At 74.8% G+C, this 22784-nt stretch carries 8 protein-coding genes; all 8 read left to right on the forward strand.

The window, feature by feature from the left end:
• Positions 1-1210 (forward strand): lantibiotic dehydratase (locus AWQ70_RS35715; protein WP_174552456.1); only part of this gene is annotated, 1210 nt, incomplete at its 5' end.
• Entirely contained in the window at positions 1207-3480 is a 2274-nt protein-coding gene (locus AWQ70_RS35720; RefSeq protein ID WP_067186409.1) for a lantibiotic dehydratase, read from the forward strand. The genes AWQ70_RS35715 and AWQ70_RS35720, both read left to right, overlap by 4 nt.
• Positions 3477-7010, forward strand: coding sequence for a non-ribosomal peptide synthetase (locus AWQ70_RS35725; protein ID WP_067186412.1), 3534 nt, complete (start codon positions 3477-3479; stop codon positions 7008-7010). Before AWQ70_RS35720 ends, AWQ70_RS35725 begins: the two co-directional genes overlap by 4 nt.
• Positions 7003-12525: a type I polyketide synthase gene (locus tag AWQ70_RS35730; protein WP_084518178.1), complete on the forward strand. Its 5523-nt coding sequence runs from the start codon at positions 7003-7005 to the stop codon at positions 12523-12525. The genes AWQ70_RS35725 and AWQ70_RS35730 overlap by 8 nt, the downstream gene beginning before the upstream one ends.
• A gap of 208 nt (positions 12526-12733) precedes the next feature.
• On the forward strand, positions 12734-12919 hold the full coding sequence (locus AWQ70_RS35735; RefSeq protein WP_067186414.1) for an MbtH family protein: 186 nt from the start codon (positions 12734-12736) through the stop codon (positions 12917-12919).
• Between the two features lie 5 nt (positions 12920-12924).
• Positions 12925-16221, forward strand: a complete 3297-nt coding sequence (locus AWQ70_RS35740; protein ID WP_067186434.1) for a non-ribosomal peptide synthetase — start codon at positions 12925-12927, stop codon at positions 16219-16221.
• Complete coding sequence (locus tag AWQ70_RS35745; RefSeq protein ID WP_084518179.1) at positions 16218-21794, forward strand: non-ribosomal peptide synthetase/MFS transporter; 5577 nt, start codon at positions 16218-16220, stop codon at positions 21792-21794. Before AWQ70_RS35740 ends, AWQ70_RS35745 begins: the two co-directional genes overlap by 4 nt.
• Positions 21791-22750: a TauD/TfdA family dioxygenase gene (locus tag AWQ70_RS35750; RefSeq protein WP_067186416.1), complete on the forward strand. Its 960-nt coding sequence runs from the start codon at positions 21791-21793 to the stop codon at positions 22748-22750. Before AWQ70_RS35745 ends, AWQ70_RS35750 begins: the two co-directional genes overlap by 4 nt.
• The last annotated feature ends 34 nt before the right edge of the window (positions 22751-22784 follow it).

Below are 22784 nucleotides of genomic sequence, written 5' to 3' on the forward strand. Positions count from 1 at the left end.
GACACTCCTGGACGACCTCGCCGCCCCCCTGAACGTCCTGCTCACCACCGCCCGCTGGCTCACCCACACGATCGCCGCGGCCTGCCTGGACGTGCTGCGGGACCTGTACGCCGAGCTGAGCCAGGAGGCGACGGGCCCGGTCCGCCTGGGCGATATGTGGTACCTCTCCCAGGGGTTGCTGTTCACCGGCGACGACAATCCGTTCCGCACCGTGGCGGCCGACTTCGCCCGGCGCTGGGCCGAGCTGATCGGGACGCCGGACGCCTCCGGCACCGGGCGGGTCCTGCTCTCCTCCGCCGACCTGGCCGAGCCGCTGGCCCGGCTCTTCCCCGCCGAACGCCCCGGCTGGTCGGCGGCCCGGCTGCACAGCCCCGACCTGCAGATCTGCGCCGCCGACGTGGACGCCGTCAACCGCGGCGACTACCTGGCGGTCCTCGGCGAGATGCACCCGGCGTGGTCGTCGCTGGACAGCGCCGCGCTCAGCCCGTTCCACCCCGAGCAGGACCGGCTGCGCGCCGACCTCGACCTCGACCTGGGGCCGGAGCGGATCCACGTCCTGTATCCCGAGGACTATCCCCGGCACACCACCCGCACCGGGTACGGGCTGACCCGGCCGCGCGACCGGCAGCTCGGCGTGGGCCGGGCGCGCGGCGCGGACCCGGACCGGCTGCTGCCCGCCACCTCGGTCACCGTGGCCGACGAGGACGGCGTCCTGATCGCCACCGGTCCCGACGGCCACCGGTGGCCGCTGATCGAGATATTCGCGGAGATGCTCGGCACGCAGCTCCTCGACATGTTCAAACTCACCGTGCCCGGCGCGCACGTGCCCCGGATCACCGTCGACCGGCTCGTGATCAGTCGCGAGACCTGGCGTACGACGGTCGGCGAGACCGGGCTCGCCGACGTCACCGACGAGCGCGGGCGCTACCTCGCGGCCCGCGCCTGGCGAAAGCGCCTCGGCCTGCCCGACCGGGTCTTCATCAAGATCGGCACCGAAGTGAAACCCTGCTACTTCGACCTCACCAGCCCCCATTACACGGACGTGCTGGGCACGATGGTCCGCACCGCCGGGCCGGAGGCCACCCTCACGATCAGCGAGGCCCTGCCCACCCCCGACCAGGCATGGGTCCCCGACCACAAGGGCGAGCGCTACTTCAGCGAGCTCCGCGTCCAGATCACCGACCCCCTCACCCCGGAGGGGACGCGATGACGAAGCCGACCCTGGGCGACACCGGCTGGACGGTGTGGCCGGACGCCCTGCTGCGCACCACCGGGTTCCCCGCCGCGGGGCTGGACGCCTTCGCCGCGCCCGCCGCCGCTGCCGCCGCCGAGGACCTGCTCGCCGGGCACGGCGACGCGGAGGTCTTCGACGAGGCGCTCGCGGACGCGATCGCCGCCGGTGCGGCGAAGATCTGCGAGATCGCCGCCGATCCGCTGTTCCGCGAGGCCGTCACCTGGCAGAACCCCGGGATGCTCGTCGCCCTGGACGGCCTGGTCGCGGGCGGCCCCCACGCGGCGAGGAACGTGCGCCGCCGGGACCGGGAGCGCGCGGTGGCGCGTTATTGGCAGCGGTACTGCGCGAAGAACGAGACCATCGGCTTCTTCGGCCCCGTCTGCTGGATCACCGTCGCCGACACCCCCCGAGCACTGGACGTCCGCCCCGGACCCGCACTGCTGCGCGAACGGCGCGTCACCTTCGAGAGCTGGGCCCTGACCGCCTACGCCGACCACCTCGCCGCAGACGCCCGCGTCCGCGCCTGCTGGCCCCCCGCGCTCCTCCCCCACCTCACCCTGCACGAACGCACCATCCTGCGCCCCATGCAACCACCACTCGCCCTGTCCGCCGCCGAGGCCGACCTGCTCGCCCGCTGCGACGGACGCACCCCCGCCTCCGACGTCGTCGCCGTACTCCCCCGCCCCGAGGACGGCTACCTCCTCCTCGAACGCCTCGTCGAACGCGACCTCATCACCTGGGACGCCGCCCTCCCCATCGGACGCGACGCCGAACCCGCCCTCCGCCACCGCATCACCACCATCACCGACCCCGACCTCCGCGACCGGGCCACCACCGGACTCGACCGCCTCTGCGCCGCCCGCGACGCCGTCACCGCCGCCGCCTCCGACCCCGACACCCTCAAAACAGCACTCGCCGCACTCGACGAGGAGTTCACCGCACTCACCGGAGCCGCACCCCGCCGCCGCGACGGCCAGATGTACGCCGGACGCACCCTCTGCTACGAGGACACCACCCGCGACCTCGACGTCACCGTCGGCACCACACTCCTGGACGACCTCGCCGCACCCCTCAACGTCCTGCTCACCACCGCCCGCTGGCTGACGGCGGCCCTGGCCGGCGCGTACGAGACGGCGTTGCGCGAGCTGTACGACGACCTGCGCGAGGGGGCCGACGGCCCGGTGCGGCTGTCCGACCTGCTGGCCCTCGCGCCCGGCCTGTTCTGGGGCGAGGGGCGGCGCCCGGCGGACGAGGTCGCCGAGGAGTTCGCGCGCCGCTGGGAGCGCCTGTTCGGCATCGAGGGGGACGAGAGCCGGGTCCTGCTCTCGTCGGCCGACCTGGCCGAGCCGCTGGCCCGGCTCTTCCCCGCCGAACGCCCCGGCTGGTCGGCGGGGCGGCTGCACAGCCCCGACCTGCAGATCTGCGCCCCCGATGTGGACGCCGTCAACCGCGGCGACTACCAGGTCGTCCTCGGCGAGATGCACGCGGCCTGGGCCACCTTCGACTGCGACCTCTTCACCGCCTGGCACCCGGACGTGGACCGGCTCCGCGACATGCTGACCGCCGACCTCGGGCCGCACCGGATCCGGCTGCTGCGGCCGGACACCTGGCCCCGCCACACCGGGCGGCTGGTGGCGTCGCTGACCGGCACGACCGACCGGATGCTCGGGTTCGCCGCCGCGGCGGGCGCGGACCCGGACCGGCTGCTGCCCGCCACCTCGGTCACCGTGGCCGACGAGGACGGCGACCTCGTCGCCACCGCCCCCGACGGGTCGCGCCGGCCGCTGATCGAGATGTTCTCCGAGATGCTGAGCACGCTCGCCGTCGACGCGTTCAAGATCACCATGCCGGGCGAGCACACCCCCCGGATCACCATCGACCGGCTCGTCGTCACCCGCGAGACCTGGCGCACCACCATCGGCGCAACCGGGCTCGGCGGCATCACCGACGAGCGCGGACGCTACCTCGCCACCCGCGCCTGGCGAAACCGCCTCAACCTGCCCGACCGGGTCTTCATCAAGATCGGCACCGAAGTGAAACCCTGCTACTTCGACCTCACCAGCCCCCACTACACCGGCGTCCTGTGCACGATGCTGCGCACCGCCGGGCCGGAGGCCACCCTCACGATCAGCGAGGCCCTGCCCACCCCCGACCAGGCATGGGTCCCCGACCACAAGGGCGAGCGCTACTTCAGCGAACTGCGTCTCCAGATCACCGACCCCCTCACCCCGGGCGGAGCACGATGAGCGGCGACGGTGTCCTCACCGGTCCCACCGTCGTCGACGCGATCATCGCGCGGGCGCGCGCCGTGCCCGGCGCGGTGGCGGTCGCCCAGTGGGACGAGAAGATCACGTACAGCGAGCTGGTGCGCCGGGCGGCGCTGCTGGCCGCCCGGCTCCGGGAGCTCGGCGTCGGCCCCGAGACCAGGGTCGGGATCTGCCTGGAACGGCGGCCCGCGCTGGTCGTCGCGGTGCTCGGCGTGCTGCTGTCGGGCGGCTGCTACGTGCCGCTCGACCCGGCCGGCCCCCGGCTGCGGCTGCTCGACATGGCCGCCGACTCCGCCCTGGACGTCGTGGTGTGCGACCAGGCGGGAGCCGCGGCGGTCGGCGAGGCGATGGGCGACGCCGCCCCGCGGCGCATCGCCGTGCCGGAGGCGAACGAGCCGGCGGGGCCCGATCCGGCCGGCCCGGCGGCCGTGCCCGCCTGCCCGGCAACGCCGGACAACCTCGCCTACGTGCTGTACACCTCCGGCTCCACCGGCCGCCCCAAGGGCGTGGCCGTCACGCACCGCAACGTGATGACGTTCGTGACCGCATGGGCCGCGATCAGCGGAGCCGGCGAGACCACCCGCGCGCTGGCCGTCGCGTCTCTCGGTTTCGACGTCGCCGTCCTCGACCAGCTCGTACCGCTGGCCGTGGGCGGGACGGTGCTGCTGGCCGACGACGCCGACCGCGCCGACCCGGCCAGGCTGCGGCGTTTCATCGCCGAGCACCGGGTCGACTGGGGATTCCTCACCCCGGCCGTGCTCTCCCTCCTGGACCCGGCCGCGCTTCCCGGTTGGCGGACGGTGATGTGCGGCGCGGAATCGGCACCGGCCGAGTTGGTCAACCGGTGGGCGACACCGGGCCGCCGGTTCATCCACGCCTACGGACCCACCGAGACCACGGTGGCGGCCACCGCCGGAGAGGTGACCGCGCCGCAGGCCGGGCCGGTGCCCATCGGCTATCCGCTGCCCGGATACCGCTGCCACGTCGTCGACGAGCGACTCCGCCCGGTGGAGCCGGGAGCCGAGGGCGAACTGCTGGTCGGCGGCCCCGCCGTGGCTCGCGGCTACATCGGCAGGCCCGCGACGACCGCCGCCGTGTTCGTGCCGGACCCGTTCTCCGGCGAGCCGGGCGCGCGGCTCTACCGGACGGGCGACATGGTCCGGTACACGCCGGACGGGCGGCTCGTCTTCCTGGGCCGCCGTGACGGACAGGTCAAGATCCGCGGTCAGCGGATCGAGGTCGGCGAGGTCGCGGCCGTCCTGCAGGAGCACCCGCGGGTGACGCAGGCGGCGGTCGAGGCGGTGCCGCGGCCCGGCGGCGGCCTGGAACTGGTCGCCTTCCTCACTCCGGAGGACGCGCCGGACGACGCCGGATACGCCGCCTCGCGGCTGACCGCGGCGATGCTGCCCGCACGGGTGCTGCGGCTGCCCGAACTGCCGGTGAACGCCTCCGGCAAGGTGGACAGGGCCCGGCTCCGCGACCTGGCCGCCGCCGGCCGCCCCGCCGGCGACGTGCCGGAGGGGACGACCACCACAGAGCGGGCGCTCGCCGCGATATGGCGGCGGCTCGGCGTCGGCGCCGACTTCTTCGCCGGCGGCGGCGACTCGATCACCGCGATGCGCCTCGTCGCGGCCGTACGCGACGAGCTGGGGCTGGACGTCACGGTGGACGACGTGTTCGCCGGGCGGACCCTGCCCGAGATCGCGGCGCGGTTCGACAAGGCCGCCCGGCGCACCGAGCCGGAGCTGACCCGCGGCAGCCCGCCGACGCTGGCGCCGCCGCAGCGCCGCCTGTGGTTCCTGGACCAGCTCGCGCCGGACGCGGCGCCGTACAACATCGCGCTGGCGCGGCGGCTGCGCGGCCCGCTCGACCGGGAGGCGATGCGCGCCGCGCTGCGGGCGGTCGCCGACCGGCACGACGTGCTGCGCTGGCGGATCCGGCAGACGGCCGGCGTGCCGTACGCCGTCTGCGAGCCGCCGTCCGACGTGGACCTCCCCGTGACGGACCTGAGCGGGTACGGCCCGGCCGAGCGGGACGCCCGGCTGCGCACCCTGCTCGCGGCCGGCGCGGCCGCGCCGCTCGACCTGGCCACCGCGCCCCCCTGGCGGGCCTGGCTGTACACGCTGGGCCCCGACGAGCACGTGCTGGCGCTGACCCTGCACCACGCGGTGTTCGACGGCTGGTCCGTGGACGTGCTCTACACCGATCTCGCCGCCGCGTACGCCGCCTCGGCCGAGGGCCGGACGGCGGACCTGCCGCCGCTGCGCGCGTCGTACGCCGACTACGCGGTGTGGCGCGCGGAGCGGGACCTGCGCGACGGCGCGGCCGACCTGGCCTGGTGGACCGAGCACCTGCGCGGCGCGCCCACCGTGCTGGACCTGCCCCGCGACCGGCCCCGCCCCGCCGAGCAGACCTACCGGGGAGCGCAGGCGTTCCTGGCGCTCCCGGCCGAGACCGGCGCCGCCGTACGCGCACTCGCCGCCGACCTCGGCGCGACCCCGGCGGGCGTGCTGCTGGCCGGGCTCGGGCGGCTGCTGCACCGGCTCACCGGCTCCGCCGACCACGTGATCGGCGCGGTCGTCGCCGACCGGCGGGTCGCCGCCTTCGACGATCTGGTCGGGTTCTTCATCGACATGGTGCCGCTGCGGCTGCGCTCCGGCGACGAGGCCGACTTCGCCACCCAGGTGCGGCGGGCCACCCGCGAGCTGATGGACGTGGCCGCGCACCCGGCCGCGCCGCTGGAGCGCGTGGTCGAGGAGCTCGGCATCGCGCGGGACCCGTCCCGCGCCCCGCTGACGCAGGTCATGTTCAACGTGCTGAACCTGACCGAGCCCCGGCTGGACCTCCCGGGGCTGCGCGGCGAGGAGATCGATGTCGACAAGCCGGGCTCGCCGTTCGACCTGACCGTCTACGTGATGGAGCGCGGCGGCGCGTTCGAGATCGAGTTCCTCTACAACCCCGACCTCTTCGACGCGGCCAGGGTCGACGCGATGCTCGCCGACTACGCGAACGTGGTCGGCGCGCTGGCGGCGAACCCGGACGTCGCCGCGGGCGCGGTCGCCCTGCCGGAGCGGCTCTCGCCGGAGGCCGCGCCCGGCGCGATGCGGGTCGCGGAGCCGGCGGTGGCGCCGCTCCCGCCCGTGGGGGCCGGGACCGCCGCCACCGAGGAGCTGATCGCCGCGATCTGGCGCGAGGTCCTGGAGCGGGACGGCTTCGGCCCCGACGACAACTTCTTCGACATCGGCGGCAACTCCCTGGCGCTCGCCGCCGTGCACGCCCGCCTGTGCGTCCGGCTCGGCCGCGAGCTGCGCATGGTGGATCTCTTCCGCTATCCGAACATCCGCACCCTCGCCGCCCACCTGGACACCCGGGCGGACGGACCGGCCGGCCCCACCGAGGCCGTCAACCCCGAAATCGCCCGCGCGGCCTCCCGGGCCGAGGCGCGGCGGAACCGTACCCGGCGCCCACGACGCCCCAGCACCACCGGACAGGAGAACGACCATGAGTGACATCACCGACGAGGGCGTCGAACCGATCGCCATCGTGGGGATGGCCGCCCGCGTGCCCGGCGCGGCCGACCTCGAGGAGTTCTGGCGCAACCTGGTCGACGGTGTGGAGTCCATCAGCACCTTCACCCGCGAGGAGCAGGTGGCGAGGGGCGTCTCCGAGGAGGACGTGGACGACCCGAGCTGGGTGTCCAAGGCGCCGTACGTCGACGGGTACGACCAGTTCGACGCGGGCCTGTTCGGCCTCACCACCCGCGAGGCGGAGATCCTCAACCCGCAGCACCGGCTGTTCCTGGAGTCGTGCTACGCCGCGCTGAACGACGCCGGGACCGACCCGATGCGCTACGACGGCGCCATCGGCGTGTACGCGGGCACCGGCGGCAACCATTACCTGTGGGAGAACCTGGCCCGCAACAAGAAGGTGTGGGAGACCCGGCACGGCATCGGCCTCGCCACCGCCAACTCGCCGAACTACGTGGCCACGACCGTGTCGTACCGGCTGAACCTGCGCGGGCCGAGCCTGACCCTGCACACCGCCTGCTCGACGTCGCTGGTCGCGTTCCACATGGCGTGCGAGGCGCTGCGCGGCGGCGAGTGCGACATGGCCCTCGCGGGCGGCGTGAACCTGGAGCACCCGCCGGCCGCCGGGTACATCGGCGTCGAGGGGTTCACCTCGCCCGACGGCCACTGCCGGCCGTTCGACGCGGACGCGAACGGCACCGTCTGGGGCAGCGGCGTCGGCGTCGCCGTCCTCAAGCGGCTCGAGGACGCCATCGCGGACGGCGACCACATCCACGCCGTCGTGCGCGGCAACGCGATCAACAACGACGGCGCGGCGAAGGTCGGCTTCTCCGCACCCAGCGTGGACGGCCAGGCCGCCGTCGTCGCCCAGGCGATCGGCCTCGCCGCCATCGACCCGCGCACGATCGGCTACGTCGAGGCGCACGGCACCGGCACCGCGATGGGCGACCCGATCGAGGTCGCCGCCCTGACCGCCGTGTACGGGCAGGAGACGCATGACCGCAGCTGGTGCGCCATCGGCTCGGTCAAGGGCAACATCGGCCACCTCAGCCAGGCGGCCGGCATCATCAGCGTGATCAAGGCGGCGCTCGCGCTGGAGCACGGGGTGATCCCGCCGACCATCAACTTCGAGCGGCCCAACCCGGCGATCGACTTCGAGAGCACCCCGTTCTACGTGGCGTCCACGCTCGGCAAGTGGCAGACCGACGGCGTGCCCCGGCGCGCCGGGGTGAGCTCCTTCGGCATCGGGGGCACCAACGCGCACGTCGTGCTGGAGGAGGCGCCCGCCACCGCCCGCCCCGCGCGCCCCTCCCGGCCCGCGCACCTGCTCCAGGTGTCCGCGAAGACCCCGACCGCGCTCGACGCGGCGGTGGAGCGGCTGGCCGGCCACCTCGACGCCCACGAGGAGCTCGACCTCGCCGACGTGGCCCACACGCTGCGCGCCGGACGGCTGGAGTACCCCCACCGCGCCACGGTCGTCGCCGCCGACCGCGCCGACGCGGTCGCCGCGCTGCGCGACCGCAAGCGCCTGCGCAAGCGCGAGGCCGGCGCCGTCCCGCCCGTCGCCTTCCTGTTCTCCGGGCAGGGCGCGCAGTTCGCGGGCATGGGCGCCGAGCTGTACCGCTCCGAGCCGGTGTTCGCCGCCGCGGTGGACGAGTGCGCCGGCCTGTTCGCCGAGCACCTCGGCCTCGACCTGCGCGACCTGATGTTCGCCGCCCCCTCCGAGGGGGACGCCGCGTCCGAGGCGGACGAGACGCTCCGGCAGACCCGCTACACCCAGCCCGCCCTGTTCACGATCGAGTACGCGCTGGCCCGGCTGTGGCTGAGCTGGGGGGTTCGGCCGGCCGCGATGATCGGCCACTCCATCGGCGAGTACGCCGCGGCGACCGTCGCCGGGGTCTTCCGGCTGCCCGACGCGGCGCGCCTGGTCGCCGCCCGGGGCGCGCTCATGCAGTCGATGCCGCCGGGCGCGATGCTCGCCGTACAGCGGGACGAGTCGGCGCTGGCCGGACGGCTGCCCGAGGGCGTGTCCGTGGCGACCGTCAACGGCCCCGGCACCTGCGTGGTCGCGGGCCCGGTGGATGCGATCGAGGCGTTCGCCGCGACGCTGAAGGCCGAGAAGGTGGGCTGCAAGCCGCTGCGCACCTCGCACGCCTTCCACTCGGCGATGATGGAGCCGATCCTCGCCGAGTTCACGGAGCTGGTGGCCTCGGTGCCGCGCCAGGCCCCGAGCCTGCCGTTCTGGTCCAACGTCACCGGCGAGCCGATCACGGCCGAGCAGGCGACGGACCCCGCGTACTGGGCCGGCCACCTGCGGCAGCCGGTCAGGTTCGGCGCGTGCGTCGCCGGGCTGCTGGCCGCCTACGGCGACACGCCGCCGCTGCTGGTCGAGTGCGGGCCGGGACGGCAGCTCGCCGGGCTGGCCCGGATGCAGCTCCCGAAGGGCGCGCCCCTGCCGCTGCCCACCCTTCCCGGGCCCGGCGAGCGCGCGGGCGACGCCGTCACCGCCTGCGAGGCGGCGGGCGCGCTGTGGGCCGCCGGGGTGCCGCTGAACGCGGGGTTCGGCGGCCCGGCGCGGCGGGTGCCGCTGCCGGCGTACCCGTTCGAGCGCCGCCGCTACTGGATCGACGCCGACCCGGTGGACCAGGCCGCCGCCGCCCCGCCGCGCCGGCGCGGGCCGCTGCCGCTCGGCGACTGGTTCGCGGTGCCGACCTGGCGGCAGCTCGCGCCCGACACTCGGAAGGCCGAGACCGGCGAGTGCCTGGTGCTGGCCGACGGGCCGCGCGGCGAGGAGCTCGTCGCCGCGCTGCGCGCACGGGGCGTCACCGTGCGGGTCGGCGGCCACGGCGACCACGAGGCGCTGCTCGCCGGGCTGGGCGGAGACGGCGCGCCGGTGCGGATCGTGCACGCGCTCGCGCTCGACGGCACGCCCGCGAACGGCGACATCGCCGCCACGTGGGAGGCGCAGGAGCGCGGCTTCTTCAGCGTGCTGAGCCTGGTCCAGGCCCTCGCCGGAGCCGGGACGACCGACGGCGTGCGCCTCGACGTGGTGTCGTCGGGCACCACCGACCCTCTCGGCGAGCTGCCCCGCCCCGAGCACGCGACCCTCGCCGGCATCGCCAGGGTGGTGCCGCTGGAGCTGCCCGGCCTCACCGTCCGGCACGTCGACGCCGACCCGCAGGCGGGCCCGGCGCGTACGGCCGAGCTGGCCGCCGAGCTGCTGCGCCCCGCCGACGAGCGGGAGGTGACGCTGCGCGGCGGCCGCCGCTGGGCCCTCGACTACGCGCAGGTGCCGCTGGGCGAGGAGGACTCCGCGTCCCCGGTGGTCCGCGAGGGCGGCCGGTACCTGATCACGGGCGGCGTCGGCGGCATCGGCATCACCCTCGCCGAGGACTTCGCGCGGCGCGCCCGCGCCCGGCTGGCGCTGCTCAGCCGGAGCGGCCTGCCGCCGCGCGAGGAGTGGGACGCCCACCTCGCGGTGCACGGCGGCGCGGACCGCGTCGGCCGGGCCATCCTCGCCGTCCGGCGGATGGAGGAGGCGGGCGCGCGGGTGCTGGTGCTCGCGGCCGACGTCACCGACCCGGCGGCGCTGCGCGCGGCGCGCGAGCGGGTCGAGGCCGAGTTCGGCGGGCTGGACGGCATCGTGCACGCCGCCGGCCTCCCGGGCGGCGGCATGGCCGAGGTGAAGGAGCGCGAGGCGGCCACCGCCGTGCTGGCTCCCAAGATCGCCGGGACGCTCGCGCTGGCCGAGGCGTTCGGCGACCTCCCGCTGGACTGGGTGGCGCTCTGCTCCTCCGTGACCTCGGTCGTCGGCGGCTTCGGCCAGGTCGACTACTGCGCGGCCAACAACTTCCTCGACGCGTACGCCAGGGGCGCCAACGGCTGGAGCGCGCCGGTCGTCTCGCAGAACTGGGGCGGCTGGACCGAGGTCGGCATGGCCGTCGAGGTGACCGCGCCCGAGGGCTTCCGCGCGGCGCGCGGGGGCGTGGCGCAGGCGGTGGACCACCCGGTGATCTCCACCCGCGTGACCGGCGAGGACGGGCGGGCCGAGTGCCACGGCCTGGTGTCGGCGTCCACGCACTGGATGCTCGACGAGCACCGCATCGGCGGGGTCGCGGTCGTGCCCGGCACCGGCCACCTGGAGTCGGTGCGCGCCGCCGTCGCCGCCTGCCTGCCCGCCCCGGACGCCGACCACGTCGTGGAGCTGCGCGACGTGGCGTTCCTGGAGCCGTTCTCCGTCCCGGACGGGGCGACCGCGCAGTACCGGGTCGAGCTGAACGGCACGGCGGAGGGCGCCGAGTTCCGGGTGACCAGCCGCGCGGCGGGCCGCTCGGCCGTACACGTGCGCGGGTCCGCCGGGTGGGCGCGGCCCGAGCCGGCCGCCGGGATCGACGCCGGGGCGATCGTGGCGCGCTGCCGGCCCCGCTCGGCCGGCCACGACGGCGCGGCGGCCGAAGGCGGCCGGACCAGCATGCTCACCTTCGGCCCCCGATGGGACGCGCTCGACGCGCACCACGTCGGCCGGGACGAGGAGCTGGCCCGGATCGTCGCGCCCGAGGCCGCGGCCGCCGACCTGGACCGCTGGGTGCTGCACCCGGCGCTACTCGACGTGGCCACCGCGTTCGGCGAGGGCCGCGGGGAGGGCAGCTACCTGCCGCTCTCCTACGGCCAGATCGTGGTGCGCGGCCCGCTGCCCGCGCGGTTCTGGAGCCACCTCCGGTACGCCGACGGCGGCGACGACGTGGTGTCGGCCGACCTGACGCTGTTCGACGAGGACGGCCGCGTGCTGGTCGAGATCTCCGACTTCGTGCTGCGCCGGGTGGACCGCGACGCCGTCACCGGCAACCTGGCCGGCGACGCCTCCGCCCCGGCCGCGCAGGCTTCCGGCACCGGGGCGGTGACCGCGGCGGCGTCCGGCGGCGGGGACGGGATCTCGCCGGTGGACGGCGCCGAGGCGTTCCGCCGGGCGCTGGCCGCCGGTCTCGGCCCCCAGGTCGTGATCAACCCGCTGCCCGTGGCCGAGCTGGCGGAGCGCGCCAGGTCCCGCACCGCCGACACCGTCGCCGGGGACGGCGACGCCGCGGCGGGCGGCCGTACGGGAGACCCGGCGGCGTCCGGCGACGTCGCGGCGCCCCGCAACGAGCTGGAGGCCACCATCGCCCGGGTGTGGAGCGACGGCCTGGGCGTGCCGCAGGTCGGGATCGACGACGACTTCTTCGCCCTCGGCGGCAACTCCCTGATCGCGGTGCAGCTCATCGCCTCGCTGCGCAAGGCGGTCGGCGTGAAGCTGCCGATGCGCAGCCTGTTCGAGTCGCCCACCGTGGCCGAGCTGGCGGTCGTCGTCGAGCGGCTGCGCGCCTCCGCCGACGCCGGGCAGGCCCCGGCGGGCGGGGCCGGCGGCTCCGGCGCGGGCGGCACGGGCGGCTCCGGTGACGCGGGCGGCGCGCCCGGGCAGGGCGGGGCCGCCACCACCATCCCCAGGCTGGAGCGCCGGTGACGCCGTCCGCCACCCGGCCCGTCCCCGGGCCGGTTTCCAGCCCTGCCGCCCGGCCGGTGACACGGCCGGCGACACGGCTGACAACACGGCTGACGACACGGCCGGCCGCGCGGCCGATTTCCGGGGCGGCGGTCGCGACGACCGCCGCCCCCCGGCCGGCGCCCGAGGTCGCCCGGCAGGCAGAGATCCGACGAACGAGGCAGGAACCATGACCGACGAGCAGTACGTGGTTGTGCGCAACGACGAAGAGCAGTACTCGATCTGGCCCGCCGGGCGCACCCTGCCGGCCGGATGGCACGACGCCGGGTTCGGCGGGGCCAGGCAGGACTGCCTGGACCACATCGAGACGGTGTGGACCGACATGCGGCCCCTCAGCCTCCGCCAGGGCGGGTGACGGGGGTGACCGCCAAGGAATGGGAGGCTCCCGCCTCCTTCGGCCAGGAGCGCATCTGGCTGGCCGACCAGATGGACCCGGGCTCCCCGGTGTTCAACCTGCCGTGCCCGTTCGAGATCCCGTACGCCGTCGAGGCGGACACGATCGTCGCGGCGCTGACGGCCCTCGCGACCCGGCACGAGGTGCTGCGCACCTCCCTCAGGATCGTGGACGGCGCCCTGCGCCAGGTCGTGCACGCGGAGATCGAGCCCGACGTGCGGGTGCACGACCTGCGGGGGGTCCCGTCCGAGGAGCGCACCGCCCGGACGCTCGACCTCTTCCTCGCGGCCAACCGGGAGGCGATCCCCACCGACCGCGCGCCGATGTGGCGGGTGACGGCGGTCCGGACCGAGGACGCCCGCTGGGTGGCCTGCTTCGTGATCCACCACGCCGTGTTCGACGCCACCTCGGCCGTCGTCCTCCAGAAGGAGGTGTCCCGGCTCTGCGCCGCCGCGGCGGCCGCCGGGGAGTCCGCGCCGGTCGACCCGGCGCGGCTGGCCGTGTCCGCCGGGCTGCCCGAGCTGCCGATCCAGTACGCCGACTACGCGGCCTGGCAGCGGGACCGGGTCGCCGGCGCGGCGGCCGGGCAGGTGGACTACTGGCGCGAGCGGCTGGCCGGGCTGCCCGGCGTCCACGCCCTCCCCACCGACCGGCCCCGCCCGGCGCGTCTCGGCTACGCCGGTGACGAGGTCCGCTTCGCGGTCCCCGAGGGGCTGCGGGAGCGGGCGACCGGGCTGGGACGCCGTTCGGGGGCGACGCCGTTCATGGTGTTCCTCGCGGCGTACGTCGCCCTGCTGTCGCGGCTGTCCGGCGAGGACGACACGGTGATCGGCGTGACCATGAGCGGCCGTGAGCTGCCCGAGGTCGGCGGGCTGATCGGCATGTTCGTCAACCAGCTCGTGGTGCGGGTGGACGCCTCCGGCGACCCGTCGTTCGCCGACCTGCTCGGCCGGGTGCGCTGCACGCTGCTCGACGCGATGGAGAACGGCCAGGTGCCGTTCCAGGCGGTCGTGGAGGCGGTCGCGCCGCAGCGGGACCCGGGGACGCAGCCGCTCTACCAGATCGGCTTCAACTACATCCCCGACTCGGGCATCGAGCCGATCCCGTACACGACCTCGAAGGACGACCTCGCGTTCGACCTGACCACCGGCACCAGCCGCCTGCTGTACCGGACCGACCTGTTCGACCGGGAGACGGCCGAGGCGTTCGTGGCGCGCTACCTGCGCGTCCTGGAGGCCGGGGTGGCCGATCCCGCGACCGCGATCGGCGACCTGCCGCTCGTGGACGGGGCGGAGCGCGCCGCGCTGCTGGAGGCGAGCACCGGCGAGCCGCGCGAGCCGCGCGGCGTGACGGCGCTGCGCATGGTGGAGGAGCAGGTCGCGCGCACCCCGGACGCGCTCGCGGTGGTCGCCGGCGACCGGCGGCTGACGTACGCGGAGCTGGACGAGGCGGCCGGCCGCGTGGCCGAACGGCTGCGCCGGGAGGGTGTCGGCCCCGAGTCGCTGGTCGCGGTGTGCGCGGAGCCCTGCCCGGAGCTGCTGCCCGCGCTGCTCGGCGTGTGGAAGGCCGGGGCGGGTTACGTCCCGGTGGACCCGGCCTATCCGGCCGACCGGGTGGCGTACATGCTGGGCGACTCGCGCGCCGCGCTGGTGCTCACCCGGCGGCACCTGCTCGACACGGTGCGGAACGCCCTCGGAGGCGCGGTGCGGAACGCCGTCGGGAACGCCTCCGGAGACACAGCGGGGGACACGGCAGGGGACGCGGCAGGGGACGCGGCGCCGCTCGTGCTCGCCGTGGACGACCCGGCCGAGTGGCCGGCGGGCGGCTCGGGCGCCGAGTCGGACGGCGGCCCGGGCGGCCCGGCCCAGGCGGCCCCGGGGAACGTCGCGTACGTCATCTACACCTCGGGCTCGACCGGCACCCCCAAGGGCGTCGTGGTCGAGCACGGCTCGGTGGCCGCCTACCTCGCGTGGGCGGGCGAGACCTATCCCGGCCTGGCCGGGCAGGCGCTGCTGCACTCCCCGATCTCCTTCGACCTGACCGTGACCGGCCTGTTCGGGCCACTGACGGTCGGCGGGTCGGTACGCCTCGCCGCCCTCGACGACGAGCCGGAAGACGCTTCGACGGGTCCGGCCACGTTCCTCAAGGTCACGCCCAGCCACCTGGCGCTGCTCGCCGCGCTGCCCGACCGGGTCGCCCCCGAGGCCGACGTGCTGCTGGGCGGCGAGGCGCTGCCCGCCGACGCGGTCGCCGCCTTCCGGGAGCGGCACCCCGGCGTCGCCGTCGTCAACGAGTACGGCCCGACCGAGGCCACCGTCGGCTGCGTGCTGGAGCGGGTGGTGCCGGGAGCGGCGCTCCCGGTCGACCGGGCGGGCTCGGTGCCGATCGGCCGCCCGGCCCCCGGCGTCGCCGCGTACGTGCTGGACGCCGGATTGCGGCCGGTGCCCACCGGCGTGGTCGGCGAGCTGTACGTCGCCGGCCCGCAGGTGAGCCGCGGCTATCTGAACCGGCCCGGCGCGACCGCCGCCGCGTTCGTCCCGTGCCCGTTCGGGCCGCCGGGGCGGAGGATGTACCGCACCGGCGACCTGGCGCGCCGCCGGGCCGACGGGATCCTGGAGTTCGTCGGCCGCGCCGACGACCAGATCAAGCTCCACGGGTACCGCATCGAGCCGGGCGAGATCGAGGCTGCGCTGCGCGCGCGGCCCGGCGTCCGGGACGCCGCCGTCGGCGTGCGCGAGGACACCGCCGAGGGCAGGCGGCTCGTCGCCTACGTGGTCGCCGACCCGGCTGCCGGAGGGCTCGACCTCGCGGCGCTGAACGACGCGCTCGCCGCCACCCTGCCCGCGCACATGGTGCCGTCGGCGTACGTGGTGCTCGACGCGCTGCCGCTGACCGCCAACGGCAAGCTCGACCACGCCGCGCTGCCCGCACCCGCCGGCGTCGGGGAGAACGAGTACGTCGAGCCGCGCACGGCGGCGGAGGAGCTGGTGGCCGAGGTCTTCGCCGAGCTCCTCGGCGTGGAGAAGGTCGGGGCCACCGACGACTTCTTCGACCTCGGCGGCAACTCCCTGCTGGCGATCCGGGCCATCGCCCGGATCCGCAACCAGGTCGAGATCGACATCCCGGTGCGCGGCCTGTTCTCCTACACCACCGTCGCGGACCTCGCGGCCGAGATCGAGCGGCGGCTGACCGAGGACCTCGACCAGCTCAGCGACGAGGACGTCGAGCGGATGCTCACATCGGAAGGCGGCGGCACGTCATGACGACGCCACCCCAGACACCACCACAGACACCCCCGGCCGCTCCCCCGGCGGATTCGGCCGCGGCACGCAGGGCCCTGCTGGAGCAGCGGCTCCGGCGGCGCGCCGCCGGGGCCGCCGCCGCTCCCGCGACCACGGTGCGGCCCCGGCCGGAGGGCGCGGCCCCGCCGCTGTCGTACCAGCAGGAGCGGGTCTGGTTCATGGAGCAGTTCGCTCCGGGCACCAGCCAGTACAACATCCCGTTCCCGATGCGCCTCACCGGCGAGGTGGACCTCGACCTGCTGGAGCGGGCGCTGCGGACGCTGCCCGTCCGGCACGAGGCGCTGCGCATGCGGTTCCCCGCCGACTCCGACGGACGGCCCACGGTCCGGATCGAGCCCGCGGACGGGCCGGGCGTCGCGGTGCCGCTGCGCGTCGTCACGGCGGACGGCGAGGAGGCCGCCCAGGCGCTGATCGACGAGGCGGCCGCCGAGCCGTTCGACCTGACCGAGGGGCCGCTGCTGCGGGCCCTGCTGGTCACGCTGGCCGACGACGACCACCGGCTGCTGGTCACCACGCACCACATCGTGAGCGACGGCTGGTCGGTGGACCTGCTGCTGCGCGACCTCGCCGCCGCCTACCACGCGGGCCGGGCCGGCGCCGACGTCGCGCTGCCCGCGCTGCCGATCTCGTACGGCGACTTCGCGCACTGGCAGAGGCAGACCCAGACGGGGCCGGAGCTGGAGCGGCACCTGGAGTTCTGGAGCGAGCGCCTCGCCGGCGTGCCCGCCCTGGAGCTGCCCGCCGACCGGCCGCGCCCGGCGACGCAGGTGTTCGACGGCGACTGGCACATCACGCAGGTGGACGCCGAGCTGGCCGGGGCCGTCAACCGGCTGTGCAGAGAGCGCGGCACGACGCTGTTCATGACGCTGCTCGCCGCCTACCAGGTGCTGCTGTCGCGGCACTCGGGCCAGGGCGACTTCGCGGTCGGCTCCTCGTCGGCGGGCCGGTCGCTCGCCGAGCTGGAGAACGTCGTCGGCATGTTCGTCAACATGCTGCCGATGCGCGCCCGGCTGGAGGACGACCCCACGTTCGACGAGCTGCTGGAACGCACCCGGGTCGGCGTCCTGGACGCCTTCGACCACGCGGAGGTCCCGTTCGAGCAGCTCGTCAACGCGCTCGGCGTGCCGCGCGACGTCAGCCGGTCACCGGTGTTCCAGGCGATGTTCGCGCTGCAGAACTACCAGATGGGCCGCATCGCGGAGGCGGGCGAGTCGGACCTGCGCATCGAGTGGCTGCCGATGGACCTGCGGGCCACCCGCTTCGACATCGAGCTGCACGTCATCGAGGTGCGGGACGGCCTGATCGTCAAGTTCGTCTACAACACGGCGCTGTTCGACGAGGCGACCGTGGCGCGGATGGCGACGCGGTTCGTCACCCTGCTGCGGTCCGTCACGGACGACCCGGCCCGCCGGGTGTCCGAGCTGCCGATGCTGGACGCCGCCGAGCAGACGCTGCTGGTGGACGGGTGGAACGACACCGCCGCCGAGCTGGGCGAGGCGGCGACGCTGCACGGGCTGATCGAGGAGCAGGTCGCCCGCACCCCGGACGCCGTCGCGGTGACCTTCGAGGGCCGCCACCTGACGTACGCGGAGCTGGACGAGCGGGCGAACCGGGTGGCGGGCCGGCTGCGCGAGCTGGGCGCGGGGCCCGAGACGCTGGTCGGCGTCTTCGCCGAACGCTCGGCCGAGCTGGTGGTGGCGCTGCTGGGCGTTCTCAAGGCGGGCGCCGCCTACCTGCCGCTCGACCCCGAGTACCCGGCCGACCGGCTGACGTTCATGATCGAGGACGCGCGGGCGCCGGTGGTGCTGACCCAGGGGCACCTGAAGGAGACCGTCCCGGCCACCGACGCGGTCGTCCTCGACCTGGACGACGCCGCCGAGTGGACCGGCGCGTCCGGCGGCCCGTCCGGTAGCGCCCCCGAGTCCCCGGTCACCCCCGGCAACGCGGCGTACGTCATCTACACCTCGGGCTCGACCGGCCGCCCCAAGGGTGTGCCGAACACCCATCGCGGCATCGTGAACCGGCTCCGCTGGATGCAGCGGGCGTACCGGCTCGGCGGCGACGACGTCGTGCTGCAGAAGACGCCCGCCGGGTTCGACGTGTCGGTGTGGGAGTTCTTCTGGCCGCTGCTCACCGGCGCGCGGCTGGTGCTCGCCAAGCCGGGCGGCCACAAGGACGCGGCGTACCTGCGCGAACTGCTCATCGCCGAGGGCGTGACCACCGCCCACTTCGTCCCGTCGATGCTGGGGGTGTTCCTCGCCGACGACGAGGAGGCGGCGAAGGGCTGCACCGCGTTGCGCCGGGTGATCTGCAGCGGCGAGGAGCTGCCGGTGGCCACCGCGGCCACGTTCACCTCCGTGCTCCCGGGCTGCGAGCTGCACAACCTGTACGGCCCCACCGAGGCGGCGATCGACGTCACCTTCTGGCACTGCCGTCCCGAGGCCCTGGAGGGCGCGGTCACCCTGCCGATCGGCGCGCCGATCGACAACATCCGCCTGTACGTCCTGGACGGGCGGGGGAACCCGGCCCCGATCGGCGTTCCGGGCGAGCTGCACATCGGCGGCGTCGGCGTGGCCAGGGGCTACCACCGCCGACCGGCGCTCACCGCGGAGCGGTTCGTCCCCGACCCGTTCGGACCCGAGCTGGGCGGCAGGCTGTACCGCACGGGCGACCTGGCGCGCTGGCGCGCCGACGGGAACCTTGAGTTCCTCGGCCGCATCGACCACCAGGTGAAGCTGCGCGGCCTGCGCATCGAGCTCGGCGAGATCGAGACGGCGCTGCGCGACCGCGACGAGGTCGCCGACGCGGTCGTGATCGTCCGCGAGGACACCCCCGGGGACAAGCGGCTGGTCGCCTACCTGACCCCGGCCGGCGAGGCGGAGATCGACGTCACCGAGCTGCGGGCCGCGCTCAAGCAGGGCCTGCCCGACTACATGGTGCCGACGGCGTTCGTCACGCTGGACGCGCTGCCGCTGTCGCCCAACGGCAAGCTCGACCGCAAGGCGCTGCCCGCCCCGCAGGCGACCCGCGACGCCTCCGCCGAGCTGGTCGAGCCGGAGACCGCCACCGAGCGGATGCTCGCCGGGATCTGGACCGAGGTGCTCGGCGTGGAGCGCATCGGCGTCCACGACGACTTCTTCGACTCGGGCGGCCACTCGCTGCTCGCCACCCAGGTCGTGGCCCGCATCCGCAAGGCGTCGGACGGCACCGGCCGCCCGGTCGGCGTGATGGACCTGTTCCAGAACCGCACCATCCGGGAGCTGGCCGCCTTCATCGACGCCGGGACCGACGCGGCCGCCGGCCCGCAGCCGCTGCTGTACGAGCTGACCCCGAAGGGCGCGAAGCGGACCCTGTCGTACGTCTGCGTGCCGTACGGCGGGGGCAGCGCGATCGTCTACCAGCCGCTCGCCGACGCGCTGCCCGCCGGGCACGCGCTGTACTCGGTGGCCATCCCCGGCCACGACGTGGGGCTGAACGAGGAGGCGGTGCCGTTCCACGAGCTGGTTGACCGGATCACCGCGGAGATCGGGGAGCGGGTGGAGGGCCCCCTGGTCCTCTACGGCCACTGCGGCGTCGGCAGCGCGATCGCGGTCGGCGTGGCGCGCAAGCTGACCGAGGAGGGCCGCGACGTGGACGCGGTCTACATCGGCGCGATGTTCCCGTTCGCCCGGCTCAAGGGCCTCGTCGGCACCGTGCGCGCCCGGCTGGAGAAGCTGCGCAGCAACCGCGAGTACGCCAACTGGCTCAAGGGCATGGGCGTCGACACCGACGAGCTGGACCCGGAGCAGGCCGACCGGATCATCGCGAACATGCGGGCCGACTCCCGGGCGTCGGAGGAGTACTTCACCACGCTGCTCGACCGGAACCCGGAGCCGATGTCCGCCCCGATCATCTCGGTCGTCGGCTCGGAGGACCCGGTCACCGACTACTACACCGAGCGGTACCGGGAGTGGGAGTTCCTCACCGACACCACCGGGCTGGTGGTGCTCGACCAGGCCGGCCACTTCTTCCTCAAGCACCGCTCGGAGGAACTGGCCGAGATCGTCACCAAGGTCCACCCGGCGATGGCCCGGCGCGACACCTCCGAGTACGGCGTGGCCGCGAAGGGCCCGGACGCGGCGTGGGCGGTGCACGACACGCACTACCCGCCCGAGCCCGGGACGGCCGAGGAGAAGCCGAAGGTGCAGCCGAGCAACCGCCGGTTCCTCAGCGTCGCGATCGGCCAGCTCATCTCGGCGACCGGGTCGGCGCTGACCGGCTTCGCGGTGCCGGTGTGGCTGTTCGACCGTACGGGGTCGGTGACCGACCTCGGCCTGCTGTGGGCGCTGACGCTGATCTGCGGCGTGGCGATGATGCCGATCGCCGGGCCGCTCATCGACCGGTTCGACCGGCGGCGCGTCATGATCACGGCGAGCGGCGTCGCGGGCGTGGTCCAGCTCACCATCGCGCTGCTGCTGTGGGCCGGGCGGCTGGACCTGTGGGTCATCTACGTGCTGCTGCCGATCAACTCGATGGCGGGCACGTACCAGCGGCTGGCCTTCCAGACGGCGGTGCCGCAGCTCGTGCCCAAGCGCTACCTGGGGCACGCGATCGGCCTCGCGCAGCTCACCAACGGCTTCGCGATGTTGTTCGCGCCCCTGATGGGCGCCGGTCTGTACGTCGCGATCGGCCTGCCCGGCATCCTCGCGATCGACATGGCGAGCTACGTGTTCGCCCTCGCGGTGCTGCTGGTGATCCGGTTCCCGGACACGCTCGGGTTCCGCCGCAAGGAGCCGCTGCTGACCTCGATCGCCGAGGGCCTGCGGTTCTCCTGGCAGATGCGCGGCTTCCGTGCCATGGTCATCTACTTCGCGGTCGCGAACATCTTCCTGGGCCCGGCCCTGGTGCTCACCGTCCCGCTGACGCTCTCCTTCGGCGAGGTGGGCCAGGTCGCCCAGGTGTCGGTGGCCGAGGCGCTCGGCGCGGTCGCGGGCGGCATCGTGATGGCCCTGTGGGGCGGCCCGCGCAAGCGCCGGATGGTCGGCGTCTTCCTGGGCAACCTCGGCATGGCCGTCGGCTGCCTCGTGATGGGCCTGCGGCCGTCCCTGGCCGTGGTCATCACCGGCATCTTCGTCCTGGCCATGTCGATGTCGATCTCGCAGGGCATCTACGTGACGCTGGTCCAGGTCAAGGTGCCGCAGCGGTTCCACGGGCGGGTGCTCTCGCTCAACCAGGCCCTCTCGTGGTCCACCCTGCCGATCGGGTTCGCCGTGCTGGCACCGGTGGCCACCTCCCTGTTCAATCCCCTGCTCCGGCCGGACGGGGCGCTCGCCGGCACGGTCGGCGCGGTCATCGGCGTGGGCGAGACGCGGGGCATCGGCCTCACCTACATCGTCTTCGCGCTGATGATGGCCGCGGTCACCGCCTGCGCCTCCGGCATCCGGCTGCTGCGGCGGTTCGACACCGAGGTGCCGGACTCGCTGCCCGACGACCTGGTCGGCATGCAGGAAAGGCAACGTCGCCTGAGCCTCGTGAAAGGATCCAGCGCAAAATGACGGATGTCATCCCCACGGGCCCGGTGACCGGGCGCGTCGAGGGCAACGAGCACACGTCCATCGCGGTGTACGCCCTGGGCCCGGAGACGACGGGCCACCTCGACTGGGTGACGGCCAACCGTGACGGGCTGCGGGCCGCGCTCGCCGAGCACGGGGCGGTGCTGCTCCGCGGCCTGCCGGTCGACCTCGACCTGTTCGACCGGATCGTCCGGGTGATCGGGGGCGAGCCGCTGCCCTACACCGAGCGCTCGACCCCGCGCACCTCGGTCACCGAGTCGATCTACACGTCCACGGAGTACCCGGCCGACCAGCCGCTCCCGATGCACAACGAGAACTCGTACTCGGACACCTGGCCCGGGCACCTGTTCTTCTTCTGCGAGACCGCGGCGGCGACCGGCGGGGCGACCCCGATCGCGAACAGCCGCGCGGTGTACCGCGCGATCCCCGAGGAGGTGCGGGAGCGGTTCGCGGCCGGCGTCGTGTACGCCAGGGCGTTCCGCGAGGGGCTCGGCCTGTCCTGGCAGGAGTCGTTCCAGACCGACGACCCCGCCGTGGTCGAGCGGTACTGCGCCGGGCACGGGCTGGCGTACGAGTGGACCGACGACGGGCTGCGCACCCGGCACCACCGCCCGTCCTGGCAGACCGAGCCGCACACCGGGGAGCCGGTCTGGTTCAACCAGGCGAACCTGTTCCACGTGAGCAGCCTGGACGAGGAGGTCCGCGAGGCCCTCCTGACCCTGTACGGCGAGGAGGACCTGCCCAGGAACGCGTACTTCGCCGACGGCTCGCCCATCTCGGCCGCCGACCTCGCCGCCGTCAAGGCCGCCTACGACGAGACCTCGTACGGGTTCCCGTGGCGCGAGGGCGACCTGATGGTCATCGACAACATGTTGTGCGCCCACGGCCGGGAGCCCTTCACCGGCGCCCGCCGGATCCTGGTCGCGATGACCGCCTGACGGCGGCCGTCCCGGAAGCCCCGGACGCCCCGGA

The organism is Microtetraspora niveoalba, assembly GCF_001570405.1.
GTDB classification, from domain to species: domain Bacteria; phylum Actinomycetota; class Actinomycetes; order Streptosporangiales; family Streptosporangiaceae; genus Microtetraspora; species Microtetraspora niveoalba.